Source organism: Marivirga sp. (assembly GCF_051117495.1).
GTDB lineage: Bacteria > Bacteroidota > Bacteroidia > Cytophagales > Cyclobacteriaceae > Marivirga.
Window position 1 is genome coordinate 497364 of the sequence record NZ_JBNPEF010000004.1, and the last position, 26840, is coordinate 524203.

Below are 26840 nucleotides of genomic sequence, written 5' to 3' on the forward strand. Positions count from 1 at the left end.
TCTTAGTTTTTTAATTAAAATTTCATTCTTAAGCCGGCAGAATAAACAGCAGAAATTGGGAAATTTTGTCTATCAATTCCATTTGCCACTTCAGGATTAAATCCGTTATAGTCAAAAACGGTTAATGGTCTTTCAGCTGTGAGGTAAACAGTAATGTCCGGTATTTCAGTTCCCATAATTGACTGATCTCCAACTTGATAAGAAAGTCTAACGTTCTGAATTCTGAAATATGATCCGTCCTCAACAAAATAATCACTCAAATTTTGGTTCCATCCCTTTCTTAAACCAGCTGCTGATGGATATCTATTAGATGACCCAGGTCCATCCCAAAGATTTGTAGCTAACTCAGCATCAATGTTAGTGTCGGTAGTAAAAATAATTTCACCTCTCTTTCTATTAAGAATAGAGTGACCAGACTGCCCTTGAATATTGGCTGACAAATAAAATTTACCGTATCCAAGACCAAGATTAGCTCCGTAAGTGAGACTAGGTAGAAAAGAGCCTAATACTACCCGGTCTTCGGAATCAATTACGCCATCACCATTTTGGTCTTTATATTTAAAGTCACCTGGTACTAAGTTGTTATCATCTATAAATTCCTGATTATACCCGCTGGTAGCAATATCTCCTTCTGTTTGGAATACACCTTCAACCTCATAGCCAAAAAAAGCATTGATTGCCTCTCCTACAATAGAACGCTGTCTAAATTCTGCAGAGCCGGCATCCAAATATCTTTGTCCGCCTAAACTCAATACTTCATTATTTAGAGTAGCAATATTACCTCCAATATTATAAGTGAATTTATCTCCTATTTTATCACTCCAATTGATGCTTGACTCAAATCCAGAATTTCTAATTTCAGCTAAATTCCGTCTAATGATATCACGCTGAGCTGGTAAAAGAAGTAATGTAACTCCGTCTTTAGTATCCCTTTGGTAATAATCAGCCTCTAAAGATAATCTACCACTAAGAAAATCTGCTGTTATACCAAAATTGGTTTCCTCAACTGTCTCCCATTTTTCTACCAAATCAAATGTATTGTCCACTATTACTCCTGGCGCTAATTGATCATTAATTGCTGTGGTGGTGGTTGACCTGGTAGGTTGTCCCACTGCTGCATTTACTGCATCATTACCTAACCTACCCCAACTTCCTCTCAATTTTAGGAAATCGACAAAATCAAAATCAAAGAAAGATTCCTCTGAAACGACCCATCCAGCACCGAATGTTGGAAAAGTTCCAAATCTTTGCTGAAACTTATTAGTTCCGTCCCTTCTAACAGTTGCATAGAATAAATATTTATTATCAAAACTATAGGATAACCTACCAAAATAAGAAACACCAAATTCTTGAGATCCAAAATCACCTGAACCATCAGAATTGATAGAAGCAGTAGCATCACCTAAAGAGATAAACCAAGTAGTTTCCTCATCAGGATCTAATAAAGACAAACTATCACCTCTAACAAATTGCCCCTCTGTTACCTCACTTCTGTATGAATACCCGCCTAAAATCGTAAATTTATGTTTTCCGATTTGGTCTTTATAGGTCAAAGTATTATCCCAAATTTCATTTAATTCGCTTCTTGAATTTCGGGATAGGGAGTTGGGATTATTGGTGACTCCATCTGAAAATGAAAATCTAACATTCCGGCTATCTATATTAATATTTGAGTAATTGTAGGCCATTTTGAATGACAATTTATCAGGTATAATATCATAATCGAAATAGAAGTTACCCACCATTTTTGAGATCTTATTTCGATTATCACTGTATAAAAGGTTATAATAAGGATTTTGAGAACCTCTATAGCCTAATAATTGAGCATTGGATAGACTCTCCGGCCTTGCTGCCTCATTCTGTTCATCATACACAGGCAGTATAGGCACCGCAAAGTAGGTTCTGAACCATACTCCATTGTCAGCATCATATCGAGTGGCATTACTAATGTTCACATTAGCTCCCACTGTAAGCCGATCACTAACCCTACCATCTACCTTAGTACGGAAATTCGTTCTGTCATATTCACTTCGAGTATTTTGCACTATTCCATCCTGTCCAAAATAACTAGCCCCAACAGAATACTTAATATTATCAGTTCCTCCCGTTACATTAACCGTATGATTTTGCATGGGAGCAGGTTGTAAAACTTCATCATACCAATCAGTATTTACTGCTGGAAGATTAGGATTTGTTCGGCTTCTTCCGAATCTATTGAACGCATTATTAATAAAAGAAGCATCAGCTGATGAACCAGTGGCTAGAACATAATTTGTGAATTGCTCAGTATTAGCCATTTTAAGGACATTTTGGGGATTTTGAATCCCATAATAACCATCATAAGTTACCTCTGCTTTTTGATTATATTTCCCTGTTTTAGTCTCGATAATCACTACCCCGTTAGCCGCCCTTACACCATATATGGCTGCTGCGGAAGCATCTTTCAAAACGGACATACTTTGAATATCTCCAGTATTAAGGAAATCAATATCATCGAAAAACATTCCATCCACAACATATAAAGGACTGGAATCACCGAAACCTGGAAAAGATCCCAATCCTCTTATTCTCACTGTAGGCGAACCGCCTGGAGCACCATTACTAACAATTTGGACACCCGCTACTTTTCCTTGCAAAGCTTGCATGGCTTGGCCAGTAGGTGTTTTCGTGATCTCTTCGGAATCAACTGTAGTAATAGAAGAAGTTAAATCTCTCTTTTCTTGCGTACCATATCCAACCACCACTACTTCTTCCAATGCAGCCACGTCTTCCTCCATAGCTATGTTAAGTGTACTCTGCCCAGAATAATTGATTACTTGTGTTTTATAACCAATAAAAGAAAAAATAATCTTATCATCATTCTCAACTTGTAGTTCATACTCTCCATCAATATTTGTAACTGTTCCTTTGGTAGTACCTTCTATCTGAATAGATACACCAGGCAAGGGATCATTATCTTCCGCAGAAGAAACTTTCCCTTTTACAAGCATTTGCGCATGACCCAAGGAGCCAATAAAAAACACTAAAAGTAATAGTAAAAATAGTCGTTTCATAAGCCTTTTTTTAAAGTGTGTGATTATACCATTTAATATAATTTTAACTCAAGCTAGTAGTATTTTAATTTAAAATCAAAATTTAAAAATAGAAATTTTTATATTATACAATTGAAAAAAACGGCTATTTTTCAACTTTTATAACGCTTTAAAAACATAAAATATATTTAGATAAGAATTAATAAGTGTATAATTTAATTTTGTTATCCTGTTAAAAAAACAATAAAAATAATTTTTGATTAATATTAGAATATTACAATTATTACCTAACTTCTACAAAGTTTGTCAGTCTTTCGTATCCAAAGTGGAGCAAGTTGTTGAGATATGCCTTACCGTTATTTTCTATTTCTTCTTCTACTTTCTTTTTGAATTCCCAAATCGTATTTCTGCGCATGTCCATAATTGCAGACAATTCATCAAGTGTATATCTGTCCTCATTAAGATGAGCATATACAATAAAAAATGCTTTTGGTAAATCGAATTTAATGCCTTTGAAGATTGTGTAGGCAGTTGGGCTTTCATTATAACCGCACTTGGTACATCTTCTGGCTAAATTCTGATCATTGAGATGATATTTAGTATTATCACATCTTTGACATTCATACCCATTCTTCCATTTGAAAGAAGCTAATATTTCAAGGCATTGATCTTTGGTATTAAAAATTTCAGTAAATTCATCGAAGTTTAAATTCTTATTCAACAGTCTTTCGCGCTGGATTTTTTTAATGTTATTTTTCAACCGCCAATTATCTAAATCAAGCATGGAGTTGATTTCTGCAATTTCCCTTGACTGCTTGTTGATTTGTTCGTTAGACTTTTCAAGTTCAATATTCTTCTCATTTAGGTCTTTGGTTCTTTCTTCTACTTTCTTCTCAAGTCCTTTATTGATTTTATTGATGACCTTTACGTTCTGTTCATGTTGCGTTACAATCCTTTTCAATGCTCGGTCTCTATTAGCCTTCAAAATTCTTACTCTGTCAGATAGAGCAAATGTTAAAAACAACATTTCAAGTATAAAGCCTATATGAAGACTATAATAATTAAAAGTATTAAAAGGAATTACAGACCAATTGATCAAAGCACGCATCAAAAAGCCTAAAAACAGAATTCCGTAGGCAACCACAAAGAATCTTGCAGGTTTATAGCCTCTTCGGAAGACGAAGATGCTACTTACGAAAATTATGGATAGTAAAATGATCTCCAGATTCCGGAATCTAAATATAGAAGGATCAAAAAATAAAGCATAAATAAAAAGTAATGATCGGGCTATCAATACCCCCAATATCAACTTATGTAGTCTTGGTGCCCTGATTTTGGTGTTCAAAAAGCGTATTGAGAATATAGTGGACCAAAGAATTATAGAATATAAGGCCACTCCATAGGCCAATTGGTTCCAATTAGGTTGTTCTGGCCATAAATATTGATAGGCAATTCCGTCAATACATAAAGCATAAAAGCCTACACTTAAAATATAAAATGTATAATAAATATACTTTATCTCCCTGATAGCCAGATAAATCAATAAATTATAAAGGGAAATAATCAAAATCATCCCATAAAATATCCCGTAAAGGAAATATTCATTTAGACTATATTGAATGAAACGGTCTATTCTCTTGATGGCAATTCTTATATCTGCATATTGAGAGTTCCGTACCTGTATATAAGCCTCATATTCGCTGTTAGCATCCAAAGTCAGGTCAAAATTCTTATGCTTGATTGATTTGCTGCTAAATGGATAGGCATCTCCCAAATTATACTTTCTATAGACCCCCTTATCCTGCCTGATAAAAACATTGATACTGTCAATGGTTTGGTCATAAAATTCTAATATGTAATTGCCGTCATATTCCGGTAAACTGAAATTAAGTTTTACCCAATAAGTAGAGTTTCTATTATAATCATCTGGTTCAAAATTCGGCTTTTGAGTAAAATTTGATTGGAATGAAGGAGATTTCACATCCGAAAAAGTGAGTTGATTGCTCTTATCCTCAAATGAATATAATTCCTCCATGCTGAGGATTACCTCTTGCTGGCCTTGTTCTATTTCAAGGGGATTTATTAGGATTTGAAATGACAAAATGAAAGTGTATAGCAGCATTTTTTAAAGTTTACAATACAATTTAAATTTTATTATTTTAAAAAATTAATTATTGATATTTTATCCAAAAAATATCAAATACAACCCCACAATTATCATAAATTATAAAGCTTATTTATTATGATTTTTTTCGGAATTATATAATTAATCTTATATTACATTTTTAATATATATATTCTTACAATTACACTTATGTTTAAATCAAAACCTTTACAAGCAATGACTTATTGTTGCATTGTTGCCATTTCATTATGTTGGTATGGATGCTCTTCTCAAAAGACAGAATATCAAGCTAAAGATTCTAACTCTACACCTGTTCTAGAGCCTTTTGCAGAAAATAATGGAGAATATCCACCTGACTCTATCTATTCAGGCCCATTTTTTAAAGCAAATTATGAATATCCTGAAAGTGTAGCTTCAAAAGTTTATCCTTGGGAGAAAATTACGGCAGGCCAACCCATCTCTCAAGAAAATGCTTCGGACTATATCATGTCAATAAGAGAATACATAAAGGATGCCATGAAAGTAATGATCAATGAACCCAAAAAATGGCCTTCCAGCAAATTTAGAAAAGATTGGTACAATATGGCTTGGAGCGCACAGGCATACGATACAACCCAATGGGAAGGTTTGGAAACTATTTATGGCACTATGACCGGTCAGGTTTTGAAAAATGATATTTTTAAAGATTATGGTTTTGAAGGTCCTATGCAAAACCATGCCTTAGTTTATTATAATGATGTAGCTTCCCAAACTTTAAATGAACTATGGAAATCTAATGATGAAAGTGGCTTTTATCCGGAATACACTACAAAAGCTGCACAGTTTAAGCAAAATGCCATCATCATTAAAGCCGCGGGTACTACTGCCACTCAAGAGGATTGGGATTTGATGCAAGGAGCCGGTACTTTTCCTATTTATAGGGAAATGGCATTCGGTCCAATGAAAGATAAAGGCCCCATTCTACAAGAATTAGCCTGGATTCAATTTGACATCATCATTAAAGATACTATTGCTGCACCTGAAACCGGTTGGGTGTTTTCCACTTTTATTTACGATAAAAAAAGTGAGGGCAAAACTACTTTTGATCGCTTAGAGCTTTTAGGGGTGTCATGGGGGAATGATCCTGGTCAATTGGACACAACCAAATCATTATCCGAGACTTACTTAAATCCTAATGCTCCAGAATACTACAAAGCTAATATTGGCTATGGAAACCGACTTTCAGGCCCCATTGATGTTGCAATGGTTGGCGGAATAAAAGCAGACGGAAAACCAGATAGTGTTTTTGTCCTAAATGAAAATGGAAAAGCATCTGGTGGTAAATCCTATTTACATTTTAGGGCTTCAGCTTGTATGAGTTGTCACGGTACTGCTACTTTCCCTCCACAAAACGATTTTTACCCTTCTCCTAAGCAAAATCTAGTTTATACCGACACTCTTTATAACACTGAAAGCAAAGGCTGGGAAAATTACTACCAAAACAGGGCTGGCACAGAAATTATGCCTGCCTTAGATGGAAAACAAAAATCAATAATGGCATTGGATTATGATTTATTCATGCAGTTTGCACTCAATAACTCGCGCTTAGGAGGTAATTATAATAAAAAGCCTGAAAAACCAGCTGGATATAAAGAACTTCATCATGAAAAATATCCAGCATTGTACATGCCTAGGTCTAAATAATTTAGAATTGGGAAGGCTCTTATCGATGAAATGTGGCCTCCCGTCTTAAATATGGTACTTGGATTTTTTTTTAGTTCAGATAGATGGATATTTGCTGTAATAGGGGATTAATTATAATGGAGGAAGTGTATAAAATAGGAACATGGAAGGAGAATTAATTTACAATTCATCATCAACCAATATTTTTAAGACCAAATTGCCAAAATACAAAACCGAGGTTTTGGTGAAGTTACTTAAAAAAGACCATGAATCGGATAAAAAAATAAACCAATTTGAAAATGAGCTGTATATCAGCAGTAAATTAGAAAGCAGCGGATTTAGAAAAGCGCTAGACAAAACATTTATTGAAGGTCAACATGCCCTTATTTTGGAATATGTTCCGGGCACTCCTTTATCAAATCTTTACACAAAACCTGCAGGCTTAATAGATTTTTTTAATATTGCTATACAGGCAACCTCACTTTTAGGGAAGCTACATCAAAAGCAAATAATCCATAAGGATATTAACAGCAATAATATACTTTATGATAAAAGTGATAAGAAAATCTCCATTATTGATTTTAATATTTCATCTGAAATAAATTTAAAATCAAACCATTTAGAGAATCCTGACCGATTAGAAGGTACTTTACAATATATTTCACCGGAACAAACCGGTAGGGTAAATCGGATTATTGACTATCGATCCGATTTGTATTCTTTGGGCATAACATTCTATGAATTATTATGCGGACAGCTTCCTTTCATATCAAATGATTCACTCGAATTAATTCATTTCCATATTGCTAAAAAACCGGTTGCTCCACATAATTTCAATGAAAAAATACCAGAGGTATTATCAAAAATAATTCTCAAATTGCTCTCAAAAAATGCAGAAGACCGTTTTCAATCAGCAGAAGGTTTGCTGCATGACTTACAAAAATGCCAAGCGGAATGGGAGAAAAATTCGCGTATCCCGGATTTCAAGATTGGATCTGAAGACTTTTCCAATCAATTTAGCATTCCTGAAAAACTCTATGGAAGAGACCATGAAATAAAGCAATTGATGGATGCCTTTGCTCGTGCAAGTAATTCAAATAAAGAACTAGTATTGGTTTCAGGAGCTTCAGGAACAGGTAAATCTGCTTTGATTAGTGAGGTAAACAAACCTATAACAGAGAAAAAAGGAGAATTCCTTAGTGGTAAATTTGATCAATTTCAACGAAACAATCCTTATTTTGCCATTAGTCAGGCCTTTAAAGGATTAACTCAATCCGTACTTACCAAAGAAGAAAGCCAATTAAAAAATTGGAAGGATAAGATTCAAAAAGCTTTAGGGGAAAATGGAGATGTATTACTTGAGATAATACCTGAAATGGAACTCATTATTGGACCACAACCAGCCTTACCCACACTTGGGGCATCAGAATCTCAAAATAGACTGAATTTTGTGTTTCAAAATTTTATTAAAGCCATAGCTCAGCCAAATCATCCGTTAGTGCTTTTCATAGATGATATGCAATGGGCAGATACTGCATCCTTAAATTTACTGCATGCTATTCTTTCTGATAAGGAAATAGAAAACCTTTTGGTTATTTTATCATACCGAGACAATGAAGTAGCTGAAGCACACCCTTTTCAATTAATGTTGAATAGTATAAAGCAAAATGAGCTAGCGATCAACAAAATTAAACTTGAAAATTTAGCTACCACCTCCATTATTTCTTTATTAGAAGATGCATTGCTAGATAAAGGCGAGCACATTAAAAAACTAGCAGAGCTTATAAAAAAGAAAACGGGAGGTAATGCCTTTTTTGTCAATCAGTTTCTGAAAAATCTTTATGAAGAAGCTTTTATCACAGCTAAAGCAAAGGATAAGAAATGGAGCTTTGAATTAGAGAAAGTAAGCAGGATGGGATTCAGCGATAATGTGTTGGATTTGATGATGAAAAAAGCAGAAAAACTTCCTGTTGACTTACAAGAAATTCTTAAAACAGCTTCTGTAGTAGGAAATACTTTCAGCTTACAAGATTTGACAAAACTTACGCATAAAGATTATAAGGAGATAATCCCATTATTAAAGAATGCGTTACAAGAAAGTCTTATTATTCCGCTTAGGGATAATATCGCATTATTATCTTCTAATGAGATTAAGGAGGAAATCCAATTTAAATTCGTTCATGACAGAATACAACAAGCTTTTTATGAACTTTTAGGTGAGGAAAAAGCACAATCACTACATTTGGCAATTGGCAGAATGATCAAATCTAATATTGATACCCAACAAGAAAGCCAGTTACTTTTTGATATGGTCAATCATTTCAACCAAGCCTTACCCTTAATAACGGATTTAAATGAAAAAATAGAAGTATGCAAACTGAATGCAAATGCATGTGAAAAAGCCATTTTAAGTGCTGCTTATGATTCTGCCCTAAGCTATGCCAAAAATGGTATGGTTTTAATTGCCGATGAACAAAATGTTAATGAACCAGCGCTTTTATACCATATTAACCTTAGGAGAGCAGAAGCCGAACATTTATGCGATCAGGATGAAGCAGCCAATCAGTTTTTTGATAAAGCCGTTGAATTGGCCAAAACGAAAGTCCAAAAAGCCAATGCTTATGAGAAAAAAATCCATTTCTATACCAATATAGGGGATTTCAAAAAGGCATATGCCACTGGTAGTGAAGTATTAAAACAAATATTTCAAATCAATTTACCACAAAATCCTCCAAAACCGGCTCTAATCGTCAATATGCTGAAAACCAAAAGTAAATTCAAAGGACAGCCTATTCGGGATTTTGTGAATCATAAAACAGCTGAGGATAAGGATATCATCATGGCTGTTAAATTAATGGCCGCCATATTAAAATCTGCTTATCAAATTAAGCCTGAGTTGGCAGTTGCTAATGCCATGGTGATGGTAAACCTTTGCATGAAGAATGGAAACACTCCAGAAAGTGCAATCGGTTATTTAGTATTTGGAGGGATTTTCATGGGCGGTATTCTGGGAATGAGAAAGACCGGACAGCAGTTCGGGCAGTTAGCCAGAGACCTTAATGAAAAATTCGGCAATATGACCCAAAGAAGTGAAGTCCTCTTTGTGAACGGATATTTTGCTACTTCATGGTTAAATCCTGCCCTTGAAGCAGAAAGTTATTTTAATAAAGCCTATGAAACTGGTTTGGAAACGGGTGATTTATTTCATACCGGATGTAGCTGTTGTGCAATTCTACAGCACCAGTTGATGCGAGGAGTACCTTTGAAAGAAATTGAAAAGAAAGCGACTGCATATCAGGAATTATTGGAAAACCTATCTAATAATCAAGAACTCATAGGGACAGTAAAAGCCCTAAGACAAGCCGTTTTATGCTTTCAAGGAAAAACGGATAGGGCTACTTCTTTTGACAATGCAGACTTTTCAGAAAAAGAATATGCAGAAGAAACTAATGATTATGTATCTCAACATTTCGCTCATTACTTTTTCATCAATCAATTATTAAATCAATACTTAAATCGGGATTTTGAACTGACTGCTGACACCATAAAGAAATCTAAAAGTTTAATGGATGCTTCTGCTGGCATGTTGCACAGCACTGAACATTACTTTTGGGCAGCTTTGAATAATGCCATCATGTTGCAGAGATCAAGCGGTAAAAAATCCACTTTAAATATCGCCATTAAAAAGTTTAAAAAATGGAGCAATCAAAATCCTCATAATTTTCAAGCTAAATATTTATTCCTAAAGGCTGAAAAAGAATTCATTGAGAAAAAATATTGGCAAGCCTCCAAAACTTATACTCAAGCAATAGAGAGTGCTAGAAAATACCATTTTCATCATTTACCGGCTATGATACACGAAAGGATGGCCGAACTAATGGATATTGAGAATAGGCACGAAGAGGCAAAATATCATTTGAACAGGGCAATCATCATTTACAGCAAACAAGGCTTTCAAAACAAAGCCGAACAGCTACAGAAAAAACAAAGTACTGTTTATGGTGGTAATGATATTACCTTATCTACTCAAGCCACTACCACCGCAAAAATGACGGAGTTCAATTTTGATGGGGCCAATACAATTGATATCAATACCATCATTAAAGCCTCTCAAACATTATCGGGAGAAGTAGTTTTATCCAAGTTATTGGATAAGGTCATGCATTTAGTCATAGAAAATGCAGGGGCTGAAAAAGGTTTCCTCATGTTAAAAAATGAGGAAACAAATGAATGGTATGTAGAGGCAAGTTGCAATGTTGAAAATACAGAAGTTGAATTGTTGCTGCATGTCCCTATAAAAGACATGATGCCAAGGGGTAAGAATCCTCAAATTTCGGCTGGAATAGTAAATTATGTGATGCGCACTGAAGAAAGTATCGTGCTTAATGACGCCTCGAAAGAAGGGAATTTCACCCAAGATGAACATGTGCTCATCCATAATCCAAAATCTATTTTATGTATTCCTTTGGTATATAAGGGTAAGTTACTTGGTATTCTTTATTTAGAGAACAATCTATCTTACGGGGCTTTTAATGCCGATAGAATACGAATTTTAAATATGCTTACCACACAAATGGCCATTTCTATTGAAAATGCCATGCTTTATGAAAATTTGGAGGAAAAAGTACAAGCCCGAACGGCTGAAGTGGTAGAACAAAAAGAAATCATTGAAAAGAAAAATGAAAATATCACGGCCAGTATAAAATATGCGGAAAGAATTCAAAGTGCTGCCTTGCCAACCAATGAAAGCATAAGTGAATCTCTCAAAGAAAACTTTATTTATTTCAAACCTAGAGATATTGTCTCAGGTGATTTTTATTGGTTCGCAAAAACTGAATATAAAATATTTATCGCTGCTATAGATTGCACTGGTCATGGTGTACCAGGAGCTTTTATGTCATTAGTGGGAGAATCACATCTAACCAGCATTGTCAAACAAAATAATATTTTGCAGCCTGGAAAAATTCTTGACCATCTTCATGACGCTATCCAACGATCTTTAAAACAGGACGAAACCAATAATCAAGATGGAATGGATGCTGCTCTTTGTGCCATAGATATTAAAGCCAACACTTTAGAATATGCTGGTGCTAATAATCCTTTGGTAGAAGTGGACAAAGAAGGTGAAATGAAGATCATAAAAGCCAATAAAATGGCCATAGGTGGTAAAAGAAAAACCCGAAAGAACGATCGATTCACCAACCATAAAATAGATTTGACGAAAGGAAGTACTTATTACATTTATTCTGATGGCTATGCTGATCAATTTGGTGGACCAGATGACCGTAAATTCATGGTGGGAAAAATGAAGAAGCTTCTTCAGGAAATCGCACATGAACCAATGGAAAAACAAAAATCCATTTTAGATGACCGCTTTGAAAGCTGGAAAGGTCAGCAGTCTCAGGTTGATGATGTATTGGTTATTGGATTTAGGGCTCTGTAAACCAAGGTTTTTGATTAATAAGTGAATTCCCCCTATTGAATTATTAAATAGTTGTATTAGGTTTTTTGATTACTATTCTACATCCAATTCACTTAGCAAATCTTCAATATTGAGTGGCCGTGTGTACATATCTATATCTCCGTTCGTATTTTTTGGCCATTCTTTCTTTGGTCTGTCCCAATAGAGCTCTACCCCGTTTCCATCAGGGTCATCCAAATACAAGGCCTCTGAAACCCCATGATCGGCTGCTCCAGTAAATGGATAATGAGCTTCTTTCAAACGCACAAAAATTTCGGCTAATGCTTTTCTGCTCGGGTAAACGATAGCAGTGTGGAATAGACCAGGGTATTTCTTGGGCGCTGGATCTGACCCTTTACTTTGCCAGGTGTTTAAGCCGATATGATGGTGATAACCACCTGCAGAAATGAAAGCTGCTTGATCGCCCAATTTCTGTATGATTTCAAAACCCAATAAGCCATGATAAAAATCCAAGGCTCGGTCCAAATCAGAAACTTTCAAATGAATATGTCCGATGCGCGTTTGTGCTGGGATCTGATAATTTTCCATGATTTTTACTTTCAAAATGAGCTTTCACCCCAAGACTTGTCAAAAACAAACTCAGTTAGGGGCTTTCTAGTTCGCTCTTTCATTTCTCTAGCCTTTAATTCTTCAGGTACCTCTTCAATGTCTTGTCTATAGCCTAATGCAATAGCCGATACAATTTCAAAATCATCCGGAATGTCAAAATCCGCCTGGATATTTTCTCTTACAATACCGGCCATTTGATGTAAATACAAATCCATGGCGGTAGCTTGCGCAGACATATTTCCTACTGCCAAACCAAGATCATGCATATAGTGCATATTAGGCTTCCCATTCTTATCAAAGGTTTTCTTGGCGAAGGTGAGCATCAATACCGGAGCATTTTGAGCCCAAGTTTGGTTATGCGGATTAATGCCATTCAATACCTTCTTATAAAGAACTTCTTGCTCTTTCCGAGCCACTATAAATCGCCAAGGCTGTTCATTAAAACAGGATGCTGCCCAACGTGCTGCTTCAAATAGTTGCTTAAGTTGATTTTTGCTAACTTCCTGATCAGAAAAAGCTACCGGACTTTGGCGTTTTTTTATTAAATCCAGTTGAATTTGAGCTAAGTCCTGAGATGTATCTATTGTTTGATTTTCCATAATTATATTTTTCAATAAATACGGAAATTCAAATTACATGTTGCTACATGGATTTTTATTAGATAAAATTATGCAGTTCTCCCCGATTAATAAAACTAAACTAGAATGTGGTGAAAAGGCAATAAATCAAGACATCCCTAATCCTATTCAGTTGAGCAACTAATGATTATAGAACATCTCTTTCCGATTGGAGATGAAAATTGCCTTAGTTAAAAGAGGTTTAATTTTTGCAATCTTAAATTAAGATTTGTGATTTAAGACAAGTGTTAACTAAACAAAAATGACAACAAACTATTCCTTTCTAACCCCATATAAATATCGAATCCCTTCATATAAACCATCTACTGTAGTTCCTGCATGTCCTCTATCCTCAAATATTTCACTATGAATATTAATGTTTTCAGCACTACTATTTTCTATAATAGCCTTCCATTCTTTCCAGTTTGCGATCATATTTTCACTTTCCGAGGCTCCCACAAATGTGACAATATCAAGGTCTGAATCCTTCCATTTCTCTTCCTCCTTTAAACTCTCAAATATTATTTTGTTATCCCAAAAGAGCGATGGACTTCCAATAATTAATTTCTCAAATAAATCAGGATATTCAATTGCCAAATACACACCGAAAAGCCCACCAATTGAATGACCATAAAAAGCTTTATCATCAGCATCAATCGTATAGTTTCGATCCATATATGGGATGAGATTCGCATCTAAAAATGACGCAAAATCTTTCGCCTGTCCTGAATTTTCTATTTCTTTTGCAAAAGTAGGGGTCATTTCTGTAATCCTCGCCCTTTGCGCTTCTACAAAATTTCGCTTTGTATAATCTATACCCACTACAATCACTTCTTCTACTTGATTAAATATCCACATAGCCGTAAAAATCCCAACAGATAGGTCAAAAGAATAAAAATCATCCGTCAACACAAGTAGTGGATATGTTTTATCCTTTACTCCATAAGCAGGAGGTAAAAAAATAGAAACCTTATAGGGTATGCTATCTTCTTCATCATATAAATACCTTACGTCTATTGTCCCTTCATACTGAGGATCCATTTTTGAAAACATTTCTTTGACTTTATCTTTTTCCTGTGAATAAGACAAATTACAAATCATACATACTAACATAGCGCTTGTTAAAAAATATCTCAATTTCATAATCAATAGTTTTTATTTGAAAAAGTGTTTACAATATCCCGTAAACTTTTGATTTCCAAGTTAATAGTTGCATGATTTGCACTCAATACCCATTTTTTAGTAAATTGATTTTAACAGACTTTTTTTCTTATGATTGACCCTATCAATTATTCGAGATATCAAAAGCGAAAAATCTGTATCCAAAACAATTTGAATGATTGGATAGAACAAATTATCCTAAGGGAATCCAATAAACTGGTAGGCTTTAAGAGTAATTTTAGCATGTACACGATCGATCCTTATCAACCGATTTACACAACTGCAGATAAAATTGAAAGGCTGGATCTTGTACATTCCAGCAATACATCTGTCAGTCGTGACATTATTTCTGATACTGAACTAAAAATTATAGAAAAATTTGTTTCCCGTATATATAATTTCCCTTACCACCAGTATTACCTTAATCCATTCAATTTATCTTTTCAATTGCTTTGTCAGGGGAAGATTCCCTCAAAGCAAAGTGGTAAAATATTATTCAATTTTGAAATCCTAGCATTAAGCAAACAATTGACCCCTAAGATTATATTGCAGCGTAATACCTTTATCAGTTCATTAGGTTGTAATCAATACTCAAATCCATTATTTACAATCTTAAATCGCAAGACTGGGTCGATAATCACAAAAGAGACGACTGATATAGGCATGCGAGAAGCCCAATTCACTAAACGCGAACTGGAAATAAAAAAACTATTGGCTAACGGCTTATCGAGTAGGGCAATTGCCATCAACTTAGGTTTAAGCAAAGAAACGGTTTCTACCCACCGAAAAAACATTAAAAGAAAAGAATATGCAGCTACCCTTTAACAAAAAGAATAGCGAATACCTTTATAATTTAATGGATGTGGGAAAAAGGCATATCAATCAATGTGACACAAAGGCCATATTGCACAACCTAAATAATTTAATCAACCTTTACAGTAATAAATTTGGCCCTACCTATTATTCTATAAATGACTGTAGTACAGGACAATACCTATACATATCGGAGAATTGCCAACAAATTACTGGGTATCCCCAAGATTATTTTTACCAATTTGGACTGAAAGGATATCACGATTTCCGGGCGCCTGAGAATGATAAGTTTTTGAAAGAAATGATTATTTCCAGTTGGAATTATGCTCATAAATTGCCCAAAAATGATAGATTGAATTTGATCACTAATTTTGATTATTGCATTATCACTGGAGATCATTACAAATTCAAAAGAATTTTAGATCAATTAATAACTTTATCACTTGATAGGGATGGGAAATTTCGGATATTATTAGCCATATCACAAGAAATAAGTCATATTAAAAAACCAGATCCAATTTTACTTCCTGGAGCATCTATTCATTTGAGAAGGAATGGAAGTCACCATCTGTATAATCATTTCACTCAAGATTTTATAGATATGGATACTCTGACCGAACGTGAACATGAAATTTTATCTTGTTATGGAGTAGGCATGAATAGCGGTACTATAGCAGAGTCTTTATTTATCAGTCCCTTTACAGTTCAATCCCACAGAACTAATTTGTATAAAAAAACTAAATGTAAAAATATAAATCAATTAAAAGCTTTTGCACAAAGTATTCACTAAAAAAACCACCCAGTTTCCCAGGTGGCTTTCGGTTATGAATAAACAGTGCGTGTTTATTATCTTCTATCTACAATCTAGGTTCTAGACTCTAGTTTCTTTTATGACCCGCACATCTCGCAATCATCCGGATTATCCAATGAGCAGGCTACTTGTGCTGCTTTTAAAGCTGCCACATCATCTTCATTGCTGGCTTGTGGCCCCTGACCCTGAGGCGGAGTGCTTGGTCGGTTCACTTTGGTATCCGTATTTTGGGTGATGTCCTGTTGCGGTTGAGCTTCAGGTTTCGGCTCGCCCAATTGGCTTTTATCTACTGTAAACTGAATCGCACTAGTTGCCGCTTTCGATCTCAAGTAGTACATACCTGTTTTAAGTCCTTTCTTCCAAGCATAGAAATGCATAGAAGTCATTTTACCAAAGTTAGGATCTTGCATGAACAAGTTCATACTCTGCGATTGACAGATATAAGCTCCGCGATCTGCCGCCATATCGATAATGGATTTTTGAGATATCTCCCAAACTGTTTTATAAAGCTCTTTCAAATCAGCAGGGACTTCCGCAATATCCTGAACTGAACCATTGGCCGCAATCAGTTTATTTTTCATACCGTCATTCCATAAGCCTCTTTCAATTAGGTCACGCATGAGGTGCTTGTTCACTACCACAAACTCTCCAGATAATGTTCTTCTAGTGTAAATATTGGAAGTATATGGCTCAAAGCACTCATTATTACCCAAAATCTGAGAAGTAGAAGCGGTTGGCATTGGCGCTACTAACAATGAGTTACGCACACCGTTTTTCTTCACTTCTTGCTTCAATGTAGTCCAATCCCATCTGTCCGTTGGCTCTACATTCCACATATCAAATTGGAAAATTCCTTTTGATACTGGGGAACCCTTATAAGTTTCATAAGGGCCTTCTTTTACAGCCAAATCTTTAGAAGCCGTCATAGCCGCAAAGTAAATGGTCTCAAAAATTTCCTTATTCAATTTTCTTGATTCTTCAGAATCAAATGGATATCGCAATAACATGAAAGCATCTGCCAATCCCTGTACACCCAACCCAATAGGTCTGTGTCTCATATTGGAAGTTTTAGCTTCCTTTACAGGATAATAATTCACATCAATAACACGGTTCAAATTTACTGTAGCAGTATAAGTAATATCATATAACTTATCGTGGTCAAAGAATTTCTGACCGTTTTCGTCTTCTTGCACAAACATTGGCAATGCAATAGAAGCCAAGTTACAAACCGCCACTTCATCCTTAGAAGTATATTCTAAAATCTCAGTACATAAGTTTGAAGACTTGATCGTACCTAAGTTTTTCTGATTCGATTTTTTGTTGGCCGCATCTTTATACAACATATAAGGCGTTCCAGTCTCTATTTGAGATTCTAAAATTTCGAACCACAATTCTTGTGCTTTTACGGTTTTTCTGCCTCTTCCTTCTCGCTCATATTTCTCATAAAGCTTTTCAAAATCATCTCCGTAAGCTTCATCCAAGCCTGGAGCCTCATTCGGATCAAATAAAGTCCATTCTGCATTGGCTTCCACTCTCTTCATGAATAAATCTGACATCCACATGGCGTAGAATAAATCACGTGCACGCATTTCTTCTTTTCCATGGTTCTTTTTCAAATCCAAGAAATCGAAAATATCAGCATGCCAAGGCTCAAGGTAAATAGCGAAACTACCTTTTCTTTTTCCACCACCTTGGTCAACATATCTAGCGGTCATGTCGAAGTTTCTCAACATCGGCACAATACCATTGGAAACCCCACCGGTTCCTTTGATGTATGATCCTGTTGCCCTTACGTTATGAATGCTTAGTCCGATACCCCCGGCCGATTGAGAGATTTTAGCCGTTTGCTTTAAGGTATCATAAATTCCGTCAATACTATCTTCTTGAATAGTCAATAAGAAACATGATGATAATTGTGGTTTAGGAGTACCCGCATTGAAAAGTGTTGGTGTAGCATGCGTAAACCACTTTTCAGACATCAAATTATAAGTTTTGATGGCTGATTCAATATCCTCCCCATGAATACCAATCGCCACTCTCATCAACATATGTTGCGGACGCTCTACAATTTTACCGTCCACCTTCATTAGGTATGAACGCTCTAAAGTTTTGAATCCAAAGAAATCATAGCCAAAATCACGGTCATAGATAATAGCAGAATCTAATTGGGCCGCGTGTTTTTTGATGATTCCATAAGTTTCAGTAGAAAGCAAAGGTGCATTTTGACCTGTTTTTGCATCCACATAAGTGTAAAGTCTTTTCATAGTATTGCTGAAAGACTTACTAGTGGTTTTATGCAAATTAGAAATGGCTATTCTAGCAGAAAGCTTAGAATAATCCGGATGCTTAACCGTCATAGAAGCAGCGGTTTCAGCGGCTAGGTTATCCAATTCTTGGGTAGTTACGCCATCGTAAATACCATTGATTACTTTTCTAGCCACATCAATTGGCTGAATGTAATTAAGATCTAAGCCGTAGCATAGTTTCTCTATGCGGGCGGTAATTTTATCGAATTTAACGGTTTCTCTCCTACCGTCTCTTTTTACAACTAACATGCTATTTTTATTTTATGGGGTTCACGTCCCCCGCCCAGACGGGGAAACTCTCTTTTAGTTTTATGGTACTTATACTCTGTTCGGACGAGATTCCTGCTTCCGCAGGAATGACGCCTTGAATACAATCTATCTATGCGTTAAATTTTCTGTCATTTCCTTAGAAGTCTTCGTCTAAAGAAAATTTAGCTTTGTCGCTATCTTCTTCTTTCTTCATTACACCTGCTTTTTGGTAATCCCCTACTCTTTTCTCGAAGAAGTTGGTTTTACCTTGCAGTGAAATCATTTCCATGAAGTCGAATGGATTACTGGATCCATACACTTTATCACATTCTAATTCGGACAATAACCTGTCTGCCACGAATTCAATGTATTGGCACATTAAGTCTGCATTCATTCCGATTAATTTTACGGGTAATGAATCAGTAACAAATTCTTTTTCGATTTCCACCGCATCAGTGATGATGGAGGTTACTTTCTCTTTGGATAATTTATTTACTAAATGATTATTATAGAGTAAACAAGCAAAATCACAGTGCAATCCTTCATCTCTTGAAATTAATTCGTTGGAGAAAGTCAAACCCGGCATCAAGCCTCTTTTCTTCAGCCAGAAGATAGAGCAAAAACTTCCAGAAAAGAAAATGCCTTCCACAGCGGCAAAAGCAATTAATCTTTCGGCATAATTTCCTTCATCAATCCAACGCAAAGCCCAGTCCGCTTTTTTCTTTACACAGTCCATGGTTTCAATTGCATTGAAAAGACTACTCTTTTCTTTATTATCCTTTACATAAGTGTCAATTAATAAAGAGTAGGTTTCAGAGTGTACATTTTCCATGGCAATTTGAAAACCGTAGAAGAACTTAGCTTCCGTATATTGAACTTCTGCTACAAAATTCTCTGCTAGGTTTTCATTTACGATCCCATCACTTGCTGCGAAGAAGGCCAAAACATGCTTTATAAAATGTGTTTCTCCATCCGTCAGATTTTCCCAGTCTTTTTGATCCTGACTCAAATCAATTTCTTCCGCAGTCCAGAAGCTCGCTTCCGCCATTTTATAGAATTCCCATATATCCTTATGTTGTATTGGGAATAATACAAATCGGTCTTTGTTTTCTTTCAGAATCGGTTCGTCTTGGAATGTGCTTACTTCACTCATCTTTGAAATATTTTTTAGTTTTAATAAATCTTTAACAGAAAACAGGGAGGGTAAAAGCTAAAGAATTATTACTCAAGCAGATCAAAAAAATTACGCAGTCAAAAATCTTTTTTCTAATCCCTATTTTCCTGGCTGTGCTTACAAATATTAGGAAGAAAGCTGAAAAATCAAAGGAGAAAAAGTTACTGACAGAAGGTTGTGGATAAGTACATATTTATCTGTTTTTCAATGTTTTAAGTACTTTTATCTCATCAATACTTAGGGGATTTTTCGCTGTATTCGAACATTAAAAAAAGTTGCGAAAGTTTTCCACAAGTACAAGCATATAAACGACCAAAAATATGGAGGTAAAAGAACTTTATTACATACTTAATTATTATACAACAACCTCTCTTTCAAGTCTTCAGGCATAAATTCAATCTGAGGCTCGTGTTGATTTAGAAAAAATGCTACTGGTCCGTAGTAAGTGTTGCCTGTTACCGGATCTTCGAATTTCCTATATACCCCTTTCTTCATTTTATTGGATAATGCTGCTGAAACTGAGCTCCTTACTTTAGATTTGTTCAGGTCAGGCTCTTTTTCCATTATAAAATCAACCACTTCATTGGTTTTGATTAATTTCCGCTTAAAATCAATAAAATAGGCGATTTTCTTGGTCCAAGCCCATTGATCATGGTAGGTATTGGTTTTCTGATGCAATAAGTTCTGCGCTTCATTTTCCTGAAAAAGAGGAAGGTTAACCAAAGCCGCAAGGTGACTGTCAATTTCTTCTATCTCCGATTTGAATTGATTAATTTTCATTTGTAAAGCCTTCTTTTTGTCTCCTAAAGCTTTTACATATAGGTCGGTATATTTCTCAGGAATGTTTACTTTCATAAAGCTGATATTTATTAGACTAACGAACCATACAAAACAAAGCAATTCAAGCGTTTTAAGCAAGCATATCAAGCATTATATTATTCTATGATGAGTTTATTGGCGTTTTTATTACTTGTACCGCTTGCTTTTATCGATAATTCAAGCGAATAAATTAACGCTTATTAAATGTGTAGAACAGAAAAAGGAGAAAATACACTCCATATTAGATAAGCTTTTGCAACTATAAATAAAATCACTATATTTGCATTCCTTTTGGGAAATAGTATTCTTAATAAACAATTATTTCAATGTACGCAATTGTAAACATAGCCGGAAAGCAGTTCAAAGTAACGCAAGACCAATTCGTTTACGCTCCAAAGATGGAGGGTGAGGATGGCGCTTCCGTAGAGTTCGACAAAGTATTGTTAGTTGACAATGACGGAAAAGTCGAAGTAGGTGCACCTTTAGTAAAGGGCGCTAAGGTATCAGGGAAAATCCTTGGTCATGTTAAAGGCGATAAAGTAGTGGTATTCAAAAAGAAAAGAAGAAAAGGCTACAAGAAAAGAAATGGACATCGTCAAGATTTCACAAAAGTTTTAATCGAAAAAATTTCAAAATAATATAAACCATGGCACACAAAAAAGGAGCGGGTAGTTCCAAAAACGGAAGAGAATCGGAAAGTAAACGATTAGGTGTGAAAATTTATGGTGGCCAAGCTGCAATAGCAGGAAATATTTTGGTTCGTCAGCGTGGTACTTCCCATCACCCAGGAAACAATGTGGGTATGGGAAAAGATCATACTTTATTTGCACTTACTGATGGAGTGGTTCAATTTAAAAGAGGTAAAAAAGACAGATCTTATGTTTCTGTTGAGCCTGTAAGTTAAGAGCAAAAGAAAAATTCATATAAAAAGCCTTTCAATCAAATTGAAAGGCTTTTTTTTATCCAATAAATTATAACTTCCTGTAATAACTCTTATATTTTAAAAATAATAGGTGATTATTCAGGATTTACCAACACTATAAGGCCTCCCTCTATCTTTAAATGATACAAGATAAGCAATGTAATAGCCATAATCATATTACATCTAAAACACCCACACTCCCCCTACAGCTGTAAACAATAACTATTAAATCAGCAATTTATTTATTATATTAAACAGACTTCTTAAATAAAGTTATTGAATTGAAAGTCAGACTTTTATATATAGCCCTAGTTTCACTGATTAATATCCAATTATTAAGTGCAAATAAAACTGATAGCCTTAGACAATTATTGTCAAGTGCAGAAGGCAGAGAGAAAATTGATGTTCTCCACTTATTGATATTTGATAATTGGTTAAACCAGCCTGATTCTGCCCAAAAATATGCTGAACAAGCACTTTTTATCTCCAAGAAATTAAATGATCAAGTCAATATTTCAAAATCCTTAAGACTTTTAGGAGGCACATTTAATTATAAAGGAGAATTTGAAAAAGCATTGGAATACAACATCCGAGCACTGGAAATTGCCAATCAAATTAATGATTCCATATTGATGCACAATGCCTTGAATAATATTGGTTTTGTAAATATCAGCTTAGGAAATTATCAGAATGCATTGGAATACTTGATGCGTTCTTATGAAATGAAGAAAAAATTAGGTGTAAAATATGGCTTAGAACATACATTAAATAATATAGGCCTAGTTTATCAACAAGCGCTAATGTTTGACAGTGCTCATAATTATTTCCAAAAGGGATTGAAAGTAGCTCAAGACAATAAAGAATATGATTTGATTATATATTCACAAAATAACATTGGGAATACGCATTTATTGCAACTTGAAATCGATAAAGCTGAAATGTATTTTAAATCCTCCTTAAAATATACCAAAATGCATGAAAATAGAAATTGGCAAGCTGTAACACTTCATGGAATGGGGCAAGTCATGCTTTTTAAGGAGAAATATGATTCAGCACTCTATTACCTAAACAAGTCTTTTGAGATAAGAGAATCTATTAAGGACCAAAAAGGAATGGGTGAAATTTACTTATGGCTAGCGAAATTATCTTTCATGCAAGAAAAGCCCGAGGAGTCTTTATTATTATTGGGGAAAAGTGATTCAATAGCCAACAAAATCAAGGCACAGGATTTGGTTATTAAAATTCACGAATTGGAAGCCATGATTCATCAAAAGTTAGGAAATTTAGAGAAAGCTAATGAATTACTAGCGATGAATGTAAAACTCAAAGATTCTTTATATGTAAATGTACTAGGTAGAAATTTAAGTCTCATTCACTTGAAATTAAAGGAAAATGAAAATATGAGACTTTTACAAGAAAGTGAAATCGCATTAAAAGAAAAAGGATTTCAAAATCTGGTTTACATTTCTCTACTTATTTTGATCACCCCATTTTCTATTTTATTGATTTTAATCTTCCAGAGAAACAAAAAAATAAATAACACACTCAAAAAGCAAAATGATAAAGTTGAGGCTCAAAAAGAGGAGATAGAATCACAAAAAGAATATCTGGAACTCAATTTAAAGGAGTTAGAAAGAGCCAAAAGTGTAATAAGCCAACAAAAGGATGAGCTGGAAATTTTAAATGAACAGTTGGCAGGTACTGTTGATAAAAGGAATATAGAACTTAAAACTGTCAATGAAAGGCTTAAATCCACAAGTTTGGAACTTGATAATTTTATATATAAATCCTCGCATGACATTAAAGGCCCCATAGTCCGGTTAATGGGAATTTGTGATTTAGCCTTACAAGATGTGGAAGATGCAAAAGCATTGAATTATTTCAGTATGTTGGACAAAGCAGCCATGAGGTTGAATGTTATTATTGAAGAATTAAAATTAATTGGCGAACTACATGATAAAACATTGGAAAACAGTCAAATAGATTTTCGAACCATCGTTCAGGAAGCCTTTAACGAAGTAATTTATATTGAAAACATAAAAATATTTGACCTCAAAATCGATATCAAAAATAACTTTTTATTCTATTCCGATGAATCAATTATAAAGCTAATAGTCTTCAATATTTTACAAAACTCCATACAATTCATGAAAAGTGAGAATCTTAAGGATTACAAAATGGAGTTCTCTGTTACCCATCAGCCTCAAAGCATCAGTATGATCTTTAAATTATATGATCTGAAGCTAATTGATGAAGAAAGCAATAAACTGATGAAGGGTTTTTCAAAAGCTCAGAACGAATTTGAAAATATTAGCATTGGGCTTTATACAGTTAAGCAATGCATTCAAAAACTGAACGGGGATTTCAATATCCAACCCGAAAACCATAAACATACAATTTTTGAAATTGAACTGCCTAAATCCATCTAATTCAATCATTCATCATCCTGGACATTAACGGAAATATTACCTCCTAAACTAGTGGAAATACCTACCCTTACTCCCCAACCTTTATATTGCATATTTTCATATTGAGTAGCCACTTCAATACGGAAAAATTTTAGGATGCCATCTAAAGAATAGCCTAATTCAGTATAATTATTACTATCTGGCGTATAAAGATAATTTAGGAATGCACCTTCTTTTAAGCCTAAGAATCGGGTAGCGGGAATTTGTGTAACCAAAAATTTTCTAAATCGATGAAAAATGAAATTTTGTGCATAAAACTGATCGGTGCTGAATCTATAGTAGTCTAGTAATCTAAAGGATTCCACGGGATCATTTTGGGTAATGAATGCTCTATTGCCCGGAAAATGGGCATAATCCATAAAGCCCAGATTCTTATTATTGAGAAAAGCCCCAATATTAGTATTAAAATAGGTTTTACCTTTCGCTCCAAAATCGAATTCGTCCTTATAGCCCACTACCAATCGGTCAAAATCCACATCACTTCCCGCCAGGTTTTTAAAGCCTTTATAGTATTCTAAAGTAAAGCGAGTTGGCCGTTGAGTCACAGGTCTTTTTATGCCATTTCGAATCACGTACTTTACAAAAGGCTTATAATAAAATTTCACATTGGCTGTAAGTGCAGTCTGTCCATCAAAATCATCAATAGGATTTATATTGACAGGAAAATTAGGCGTAAATTCCCGTTTCCAGTCAATTGTTTTAAAATCTGTATTATTATTGAGTCTCTTTCTTTCTTCATATTCCAATTCGGCAGACATTCCCAATTTAGTAGAGAATCTCCTTTCATAATTTAACTTCATGAAATCCTTTTCATAAAGCTTCATGAAATTCTGTTCCCATATAGTAGAAAAGCTTGTATTTAGAAGCGGTATGACGGCAGGGGCATCATTAAACTGATCCACATAACGCCCTATCCTAAAGGATATATCACCTGTTTTGAATTGATATTTGGCCAATACTTTCCCAATGAATTTATTTCGAGCAACTGAATAACGAACAGTCGGTTTTAACAATGCATAGGAGTTCCGATAAAAATAACTTCTATCAACCTCATCCTTTTTTAGAGTGGTATCAAATTTTATGGGAATAAACTTCTTCAGGCCGATACTATAATCAATATTAAAACCTTCTACTGTATTATAATGAATATTTAAAAAGGGATTATAAATTTTAAAGTAAAGTTTACTTGCACTATCTAATCGATAATTTCCTCCTACTAGAATATCAGTAATTTGAAAGGATGATTTTTTAACCGACTTAACAGAATCTTTCGATAAATCTTCTTCTATCAGAGTATTCAAACTGTCAATCTTGGCATAGCCTCTGGTCTCATCTTTAGATAATGGGATAGGGCGTATTTGCGCCCAAAAATTGGAATCTTGATTAAAGGCGGAGGAGTCAACTTTATAATCATAAATACCAATGATATCTTGTTTGGCCAATGAATCTTGTTGTGATTTTTTATAGTCGTTCATGATGTCTGCCAAATCCTCAGATTTCACCACTACTTTTTCTTTCTTTTCGGTCTTGACCAATTCATTTGCCTCCTCTATAATATCCTCTGTCATTTTCCCTTGTTCAGCATCGTCTTTATCCAAAATTTTGATATTTCTTGGCAATGCAGGATTCAATTCAATATTGTATTTACTCATGGAAGCCAAGTATTTTCCTTCAAAGCCTACTCCCATCAACTTGCCATCAACATCAAATTGATGGGTTATAGGCATCCAAGCTAACTCATTAATATTTTGGTAAACTTGTTGTATTCTTACCTGAATTCCCAATTCAATTTGAGCATCCAAATCTACCCTAAATAATGCCCAATCTTCTTCCACTAACTGAATTTCCCCTTCAAATACATTTGGGGCAGGTACTTTTGGGATGACTTTAATTTTATTGATTAAATATTCACCATCCATAAAAGCACCAAGATGTTTAAATCGATAATATCGAAAGGCCTTGGAAGAAAGCGGGGAAATAACGGAGGCAATTTCATCTTGATAAAAACTTCCCGCTATGAAACGCATAGGGTTGGCATTAAAATCTGTCTTTTTGGAAGCATATACAGATATCACTTTTTCAGAAAACTGATTGGGTCTGCGATAACTCACCTCACTCACAGATTCTGTAATTATCATGGTTTCCGTGTCTATCCCTTCTTTTTTTAACATACTAGTCAAATAGAATGGGATATCGGTCACCCTACCTTTTCCTTTCACATAAACTGTGGCGGAGTAAGCATCAATTTGCTGACGGTGATAACTACTTTTTGCGATGGCCTTTCTCATCATCCAATTTGCAGGATCAGTGGCTTTGGCTGTAGTGGTTACTTCATCCAATAACAGACTTTGTTTTGGTAAAATCACATCCAGTCTGATATTTTCATTCTTAACAGTAATATCTTTTCTTACTGTTTCATAACCCACAAACTTAAACTGTAGTGTGTAGTTTCCTTCTTTTAACTGTAATTCGTAATAAGCTTCTTGATTGGTAGATGTGCCTGAGCCCGTTTCTTCCACATAGATGGTAGCAAAAGGCAATATTTCCCCATCATCTCCATAAACGACTCCCCTAACCCCTTGTGCTTTGATTTGAAATATTAATCCTAATAAAAGAAAGGTAGTAAATAGTTTTTTCATATAGTGGGTTC

At 34.8% G+C, this 26840-nt stretch carries 16 protein-coding genes; 7 read left to right on the forward strand and 9 right to left on the reverse strand.

Going from position 1 to position 26840, the window contains the following annotated elements:
- Window positions 1–14 precede the first annotated feature (14 nt).
- Together ACFE0M_RS03310 and ACFE0M_RS03315 are read right to left on the reverse strand one after the other, a co-directional pair.
- Window positions 15–3053, reverse strand: a complete 3039-nt coding sequence (locus ACFE0M_RS03310) for a SusC/RagA family TonB-linked outer membrane protein (RefSeq protein ID WP_434544316.1) — start codon at window positions 3051–3053, stop codon at window positions 15–17.
- A 262-nt stretch (window positions 3054–3315) separates the two neighbouring features.
- Window positions 3316–5154 carry a 7TM diverse intracellular signaling domain-containing protein gene (locus ACFE0M_RS03315; RefSeq protein WP_434544317.1) on the reverse strand — a complete coding sequence of 613 codons (1839 nt, stop codon included), beginning with the start codon at window positions 5152–5154 and terminating at the stop codon, window positions 3316–3318.
- 219 nt (window positions 5155–5373) lie between these two features.
- Here ACFE0M_RS03315 and ACFE0M_RS03320 point away from each other — a divergent pair, with 219 nt between their 5' ends.
- Both ACFE0M_RS03320 and ACFE0M_RS03325 read left to right on the forward strand, forming a co-directional pair.
- A complete protein-coding gene (locus tag ACFE0M_RS03320) occupies window positions 5374–6840 on the forward strand; it encodes a hypothetical protein (protein WP_434544318.1) in 1467 nt (488 codons plus the stop codon).
- 142 nt (window positions 6841–6982) lie between these two features.
- Window positions 6983–12262 carry an AAA family ATPase gene (locus ACFE0M_RS03325; protein WP_434544319.1) on the forward strand — a complete coding sequence of 1760 codons (5280 nt, stop codon included), beginning with the start codon at window positions 6983–6985 and terminating at the stop codon, window positions 12260–12262.
- Window positions 12263–12334: 72 nt separating this feature from the next.
- On the opposite strand, the gene ACFE0M_RS03330 is transcribed toward ACFE0M_RS03325, so the two are convergent.
- The 3 genes from ACFE0M_RS03330 to ACFE0M_RS03340 all read right to left on the reverse strand — a co-directional run bounded on the left by ACFE0M_RS03330 (window position 12335) and on the right by ACFE0M_RS03340 (window position 14610).
- Entirely contained in the window at window positions 12335–12829 is a 495-nt protein-coding gene (locus tag ACFE0M_RS03330; protein ID WP_434544320.1) for a VOC family protein, read from the reverse strand.
- Window positions 12830–12840: 11 nt separating this feature from the next.
- Window positions 12841–13449 (reverse strand): nitroreductase family protein, encoded by a 609-nt coding sequence (locus ACFE0M_RS03335; protein ID WP_434544321.1) that lies wholly within the window; start codon window positions 13447–13449, stop codon window positions 12841–12843.
- Between the two features lie 291 nt (window positions 13450–13740).
- Window positions 13741–14610 carry an alpha/beta hydrolase gene (locus tag ACFE0M_RS03340; protein ID WP_434544322.1) on the reverse strand — a complete coding sequence of 290 codons (870 nt, stop codon included), beginning with the start codon at window positions 14608–14610 and terminating at the stop codon, window positions 13741–13743.
- A gap of 129 nt (window positions 14611–14739) precedes the next feature.
- Between ACFE0M_RS03340 and ACFE0M_RS03345 the strand changes: the two genes are divergently transcribed.
- Together ACFE0M_RS03345 and ACFE0M_RS03350 are read left to right on the forward strand one after the other, a co-directional pair.
- Window positions 14740–15453 carry a response regulator transcription factor gene (locus ACFE0M_RS03345; RefSeq protein WP_434544323.1) on the forward strand — a complete coding sequence of 238 codons (714 nt, stop codon included), beginning with the start codon at window positions 14740–14742 and terminating at the stop codon, window positions 15451–15453.
- A complete protein-coding gene (locus ACFE0M_RS03350) occupies window positions 15437–16231 on the forward strand; it encodes a helix-turn-helix transcriptional regulator (protein ID WP_434544324.1) in 795 nt (264 codons plus the stop codon). The genes ACFE0M_RS03345 and ACFE0M_RS03350 overlap by 17 nt, the downstream gene beginning before the upstream one ends.
- A 98-nt stretch (window positions 16232–16329) precedes the next feature.
- Here ACFE0M_RS03350 and ACFE0M_RS03355 read toward each other — a convergent pair whose 3' ends face one another.
- The 3 genes from ACFE0M_RS03355 to ACFE0M_RS03365 all read right to left on the reverse strand — a co-directional run bounded on the left by ACFE0M_RS03355 (window position 16330) and on the right by ACFE0M_RS03365 (window position 20836).
- Window positions 16330–18807 (reverse strand): ribonucleoside-diphosphate reductase subunit alpha, encoded by a 2478-nt coding sequence (locus ACFE0M_RS03355; RefSeq protein WP_434544325.1) that lies wholly within the window; start codon window positions 18805–18807, stop codon window positions 16330–16332.
- A gap of 157 nt (window positions 18808–18964) precedes the next feature.
- The gene (locus tag ACFE0M_RS03360; protein ID WP_434544326.1) at window positions 18965–19960 is read right to left on the reverse strand and encodes a ribonucleoside-diphosphate reductase small subunit; all 996 of its coding nucleotides are present in this window, start codon (window positions 19958–19960) and stop codon (window positions 18965–18967) included.
- Between the two features lie 369 nt (window positions 19961–20329).
- Entirely contained in the window at window positions 20330–20836 is a 507-nt protein-coding gene (locus ACFE0M_RS03365; RefSeq protein ID WP_434544327.1) for a hypothetical protein, read from the reverse strand.
- Window positions 20837–21126: 290 nt separating this feature from the next.
- Between ACFE0M_RS03365 and rplU the strand changes: the two genes are divergently transcribed.
- From rplU to ACFE0M_RS03380, 3 genes are all read left to right on the forward strand, one after another.
- Window positions 21127–21438, forward strand: a complete 312-nt coding sequence (gene rplU, locus ACFE0M_RS03370; RefSeq protein WP_085518802.1) for a 50S ribosomal protein L21 — start codon at window positions 21127–21129, stop codon at window positions 21436–21438.
- A gap of 8 nt (window positions 21439–21446) precedes the next feature.
- Complete coding sequence (rpmA, locus tag ACFE0M_RS03375) at window positions 21447–21704, forward strand: 50S ribosomal protein L27 (protein ID WP_434544328.1); 258 nt, start codon at window positions 21447–21449, stop codon at window positions 21702–21704.
- 299 nt (window positions 21705–22003) lie between these two features.
- Window positions 22004–24151: an ATP-binding protein gene (locus tag ACFE0M_RS03380; RefSeq protein WP_434544329.1), complete on the forward strand. Its 2148-nt coding sequence runs from the start codon at window positions 22004–22006 to the stop codon at window positions 24149–24151.
- A gap of 5 nt (window positions 24152–24156) precedes the next feature.
- Here ACFE0M_RS03380 and ACFE0M_RS03385 read toward each other — a convergent pair whose 3' ends face one another.
- Entirely contained in the window at window positions 24157–26829 is a 2673-nt protein-coding gene (locus ACFE0M_RS03385) for a DUF5686 and carboxypeptidase regulatory-like domain-containing protein (protein ID WP_434544330.1), read from the reverse strand.
- Window positions 26830–26840 lie beyond the last annotated feature (11 nt).

What these genes read in the sequence shown, in the direction of transcription:
- ACFE0M_RS03385 (WP_434544330.1), bottom strand. Translation starts at nt 26,829, where the DNA reads ATGAAAAAACTATTTACTACCTTTCTTTTATTAGGATTAATATTTCAA.
- ACFE0M_RS03345 (WP_434544323.1), top strand. Translation starts at nt 14,740, where the DNA reads ATGATTGACCCTATCAATTATTCGAGATATCAAAAGCGAAAAATCTGT.
- ACFE0M_RS03335 (WP_434544321.1), bottom strand. Translation starts at nt 13,449, where the DNA reads ATGGAAAATCAAACAATAGATACATCTCAGGACTTAGCTCAAATTCAA.
- ACFE0M_RS03325 (WP_434544319.1), top strand. Translation starts at nt 6,983, where the DNA reads ATGGAAGGAGAATTAATTTACAATTCATCATCAACCAATATTTTTAAG.
- ACFE0M_RS03310 (WP_434544316.1), bottom strand. Translation starts at nt 3,053, where the DNA reads ATGAAACGACTATTTTTACTATTACTTTTAGTGTTTTTTATTGGCTCC.
- ACFE0M_RS03365 (WP_434544327.1), bottom strand. Translation starts at nt 20,836, where the DNA reads ATGAAAGTAAACATTCCTGAGAAATATACCGACCTATATGTAAAAGCT.
- ACFE0M_RS03350 (WP_434544324.1), top strand. Translation starts at nt 15,437, where the DNA reads ATGCAGCTACCCTTTAACAAAAAGAATAGCGAATACCTTTATAATTTA.
- ACFE0M_RS03360 (WP_434544326.1), bottom strand. Translation starts at nt 19,960, where the DNA reads ATGAGTGAAGTAAGCACATTCCAAGACGAACCGATTCTGAAAGAAAAC.
- ACFE0M_RS03355 (WP_434544325.1), bottom strand. Translation starts at nt 18,807, where the DNA reads ATGTTAGTTGTAAAAAGAGACGGTAGGAGAGAAACCGTTAAATTCGAT.
- ACFE0M_RS03315 (WP_434544317.1), bottom strand. Translation starts at nt 5,154, where the DNA reads ATGCTGCTATACACTTTCATTTTGTCATTTCAAATCCTAATAAATCCC.
- ACFE0M_RS03340 (WP_434544322.1), bottom strand. Translation starts at nt 14,610, where the DNA reads ATGAAATTGAGATATTTTTTAACAAGCGCTATGTTAGTATGTATGATT.
- rpmA (WP_434544328.1), top strand. Translation starts at nt 21,447, where the DNA reads ATGGCACACAAAAAAGGAGCGGGTAGTTCCAAAAACGGAAGAGAATCG.
- ACFE0M_RS03320 (WP_434544318.1), top strand. Translation starts at nt 5,374, where the DNA reads ATGACTTATTGTTGCATTGTTGCCATTTCATTATGTTGGTATGGATGC.
- ACFE0M_RS03330 (WP_434544320.1), bottom strand. Translation starts at nt 12,829, where the DNA reads ATGGAAAATTATCAGATCCCAGCACAAACGCGCATCGGACATATTCAT.
- rplU (WP_085518802.1), top strand. Translation starts at nt 21,127, where the DNA reads ATGTACGCAATTGTAAACATAGCCGGAAAGCAGTTCAAAGTAACGCAA.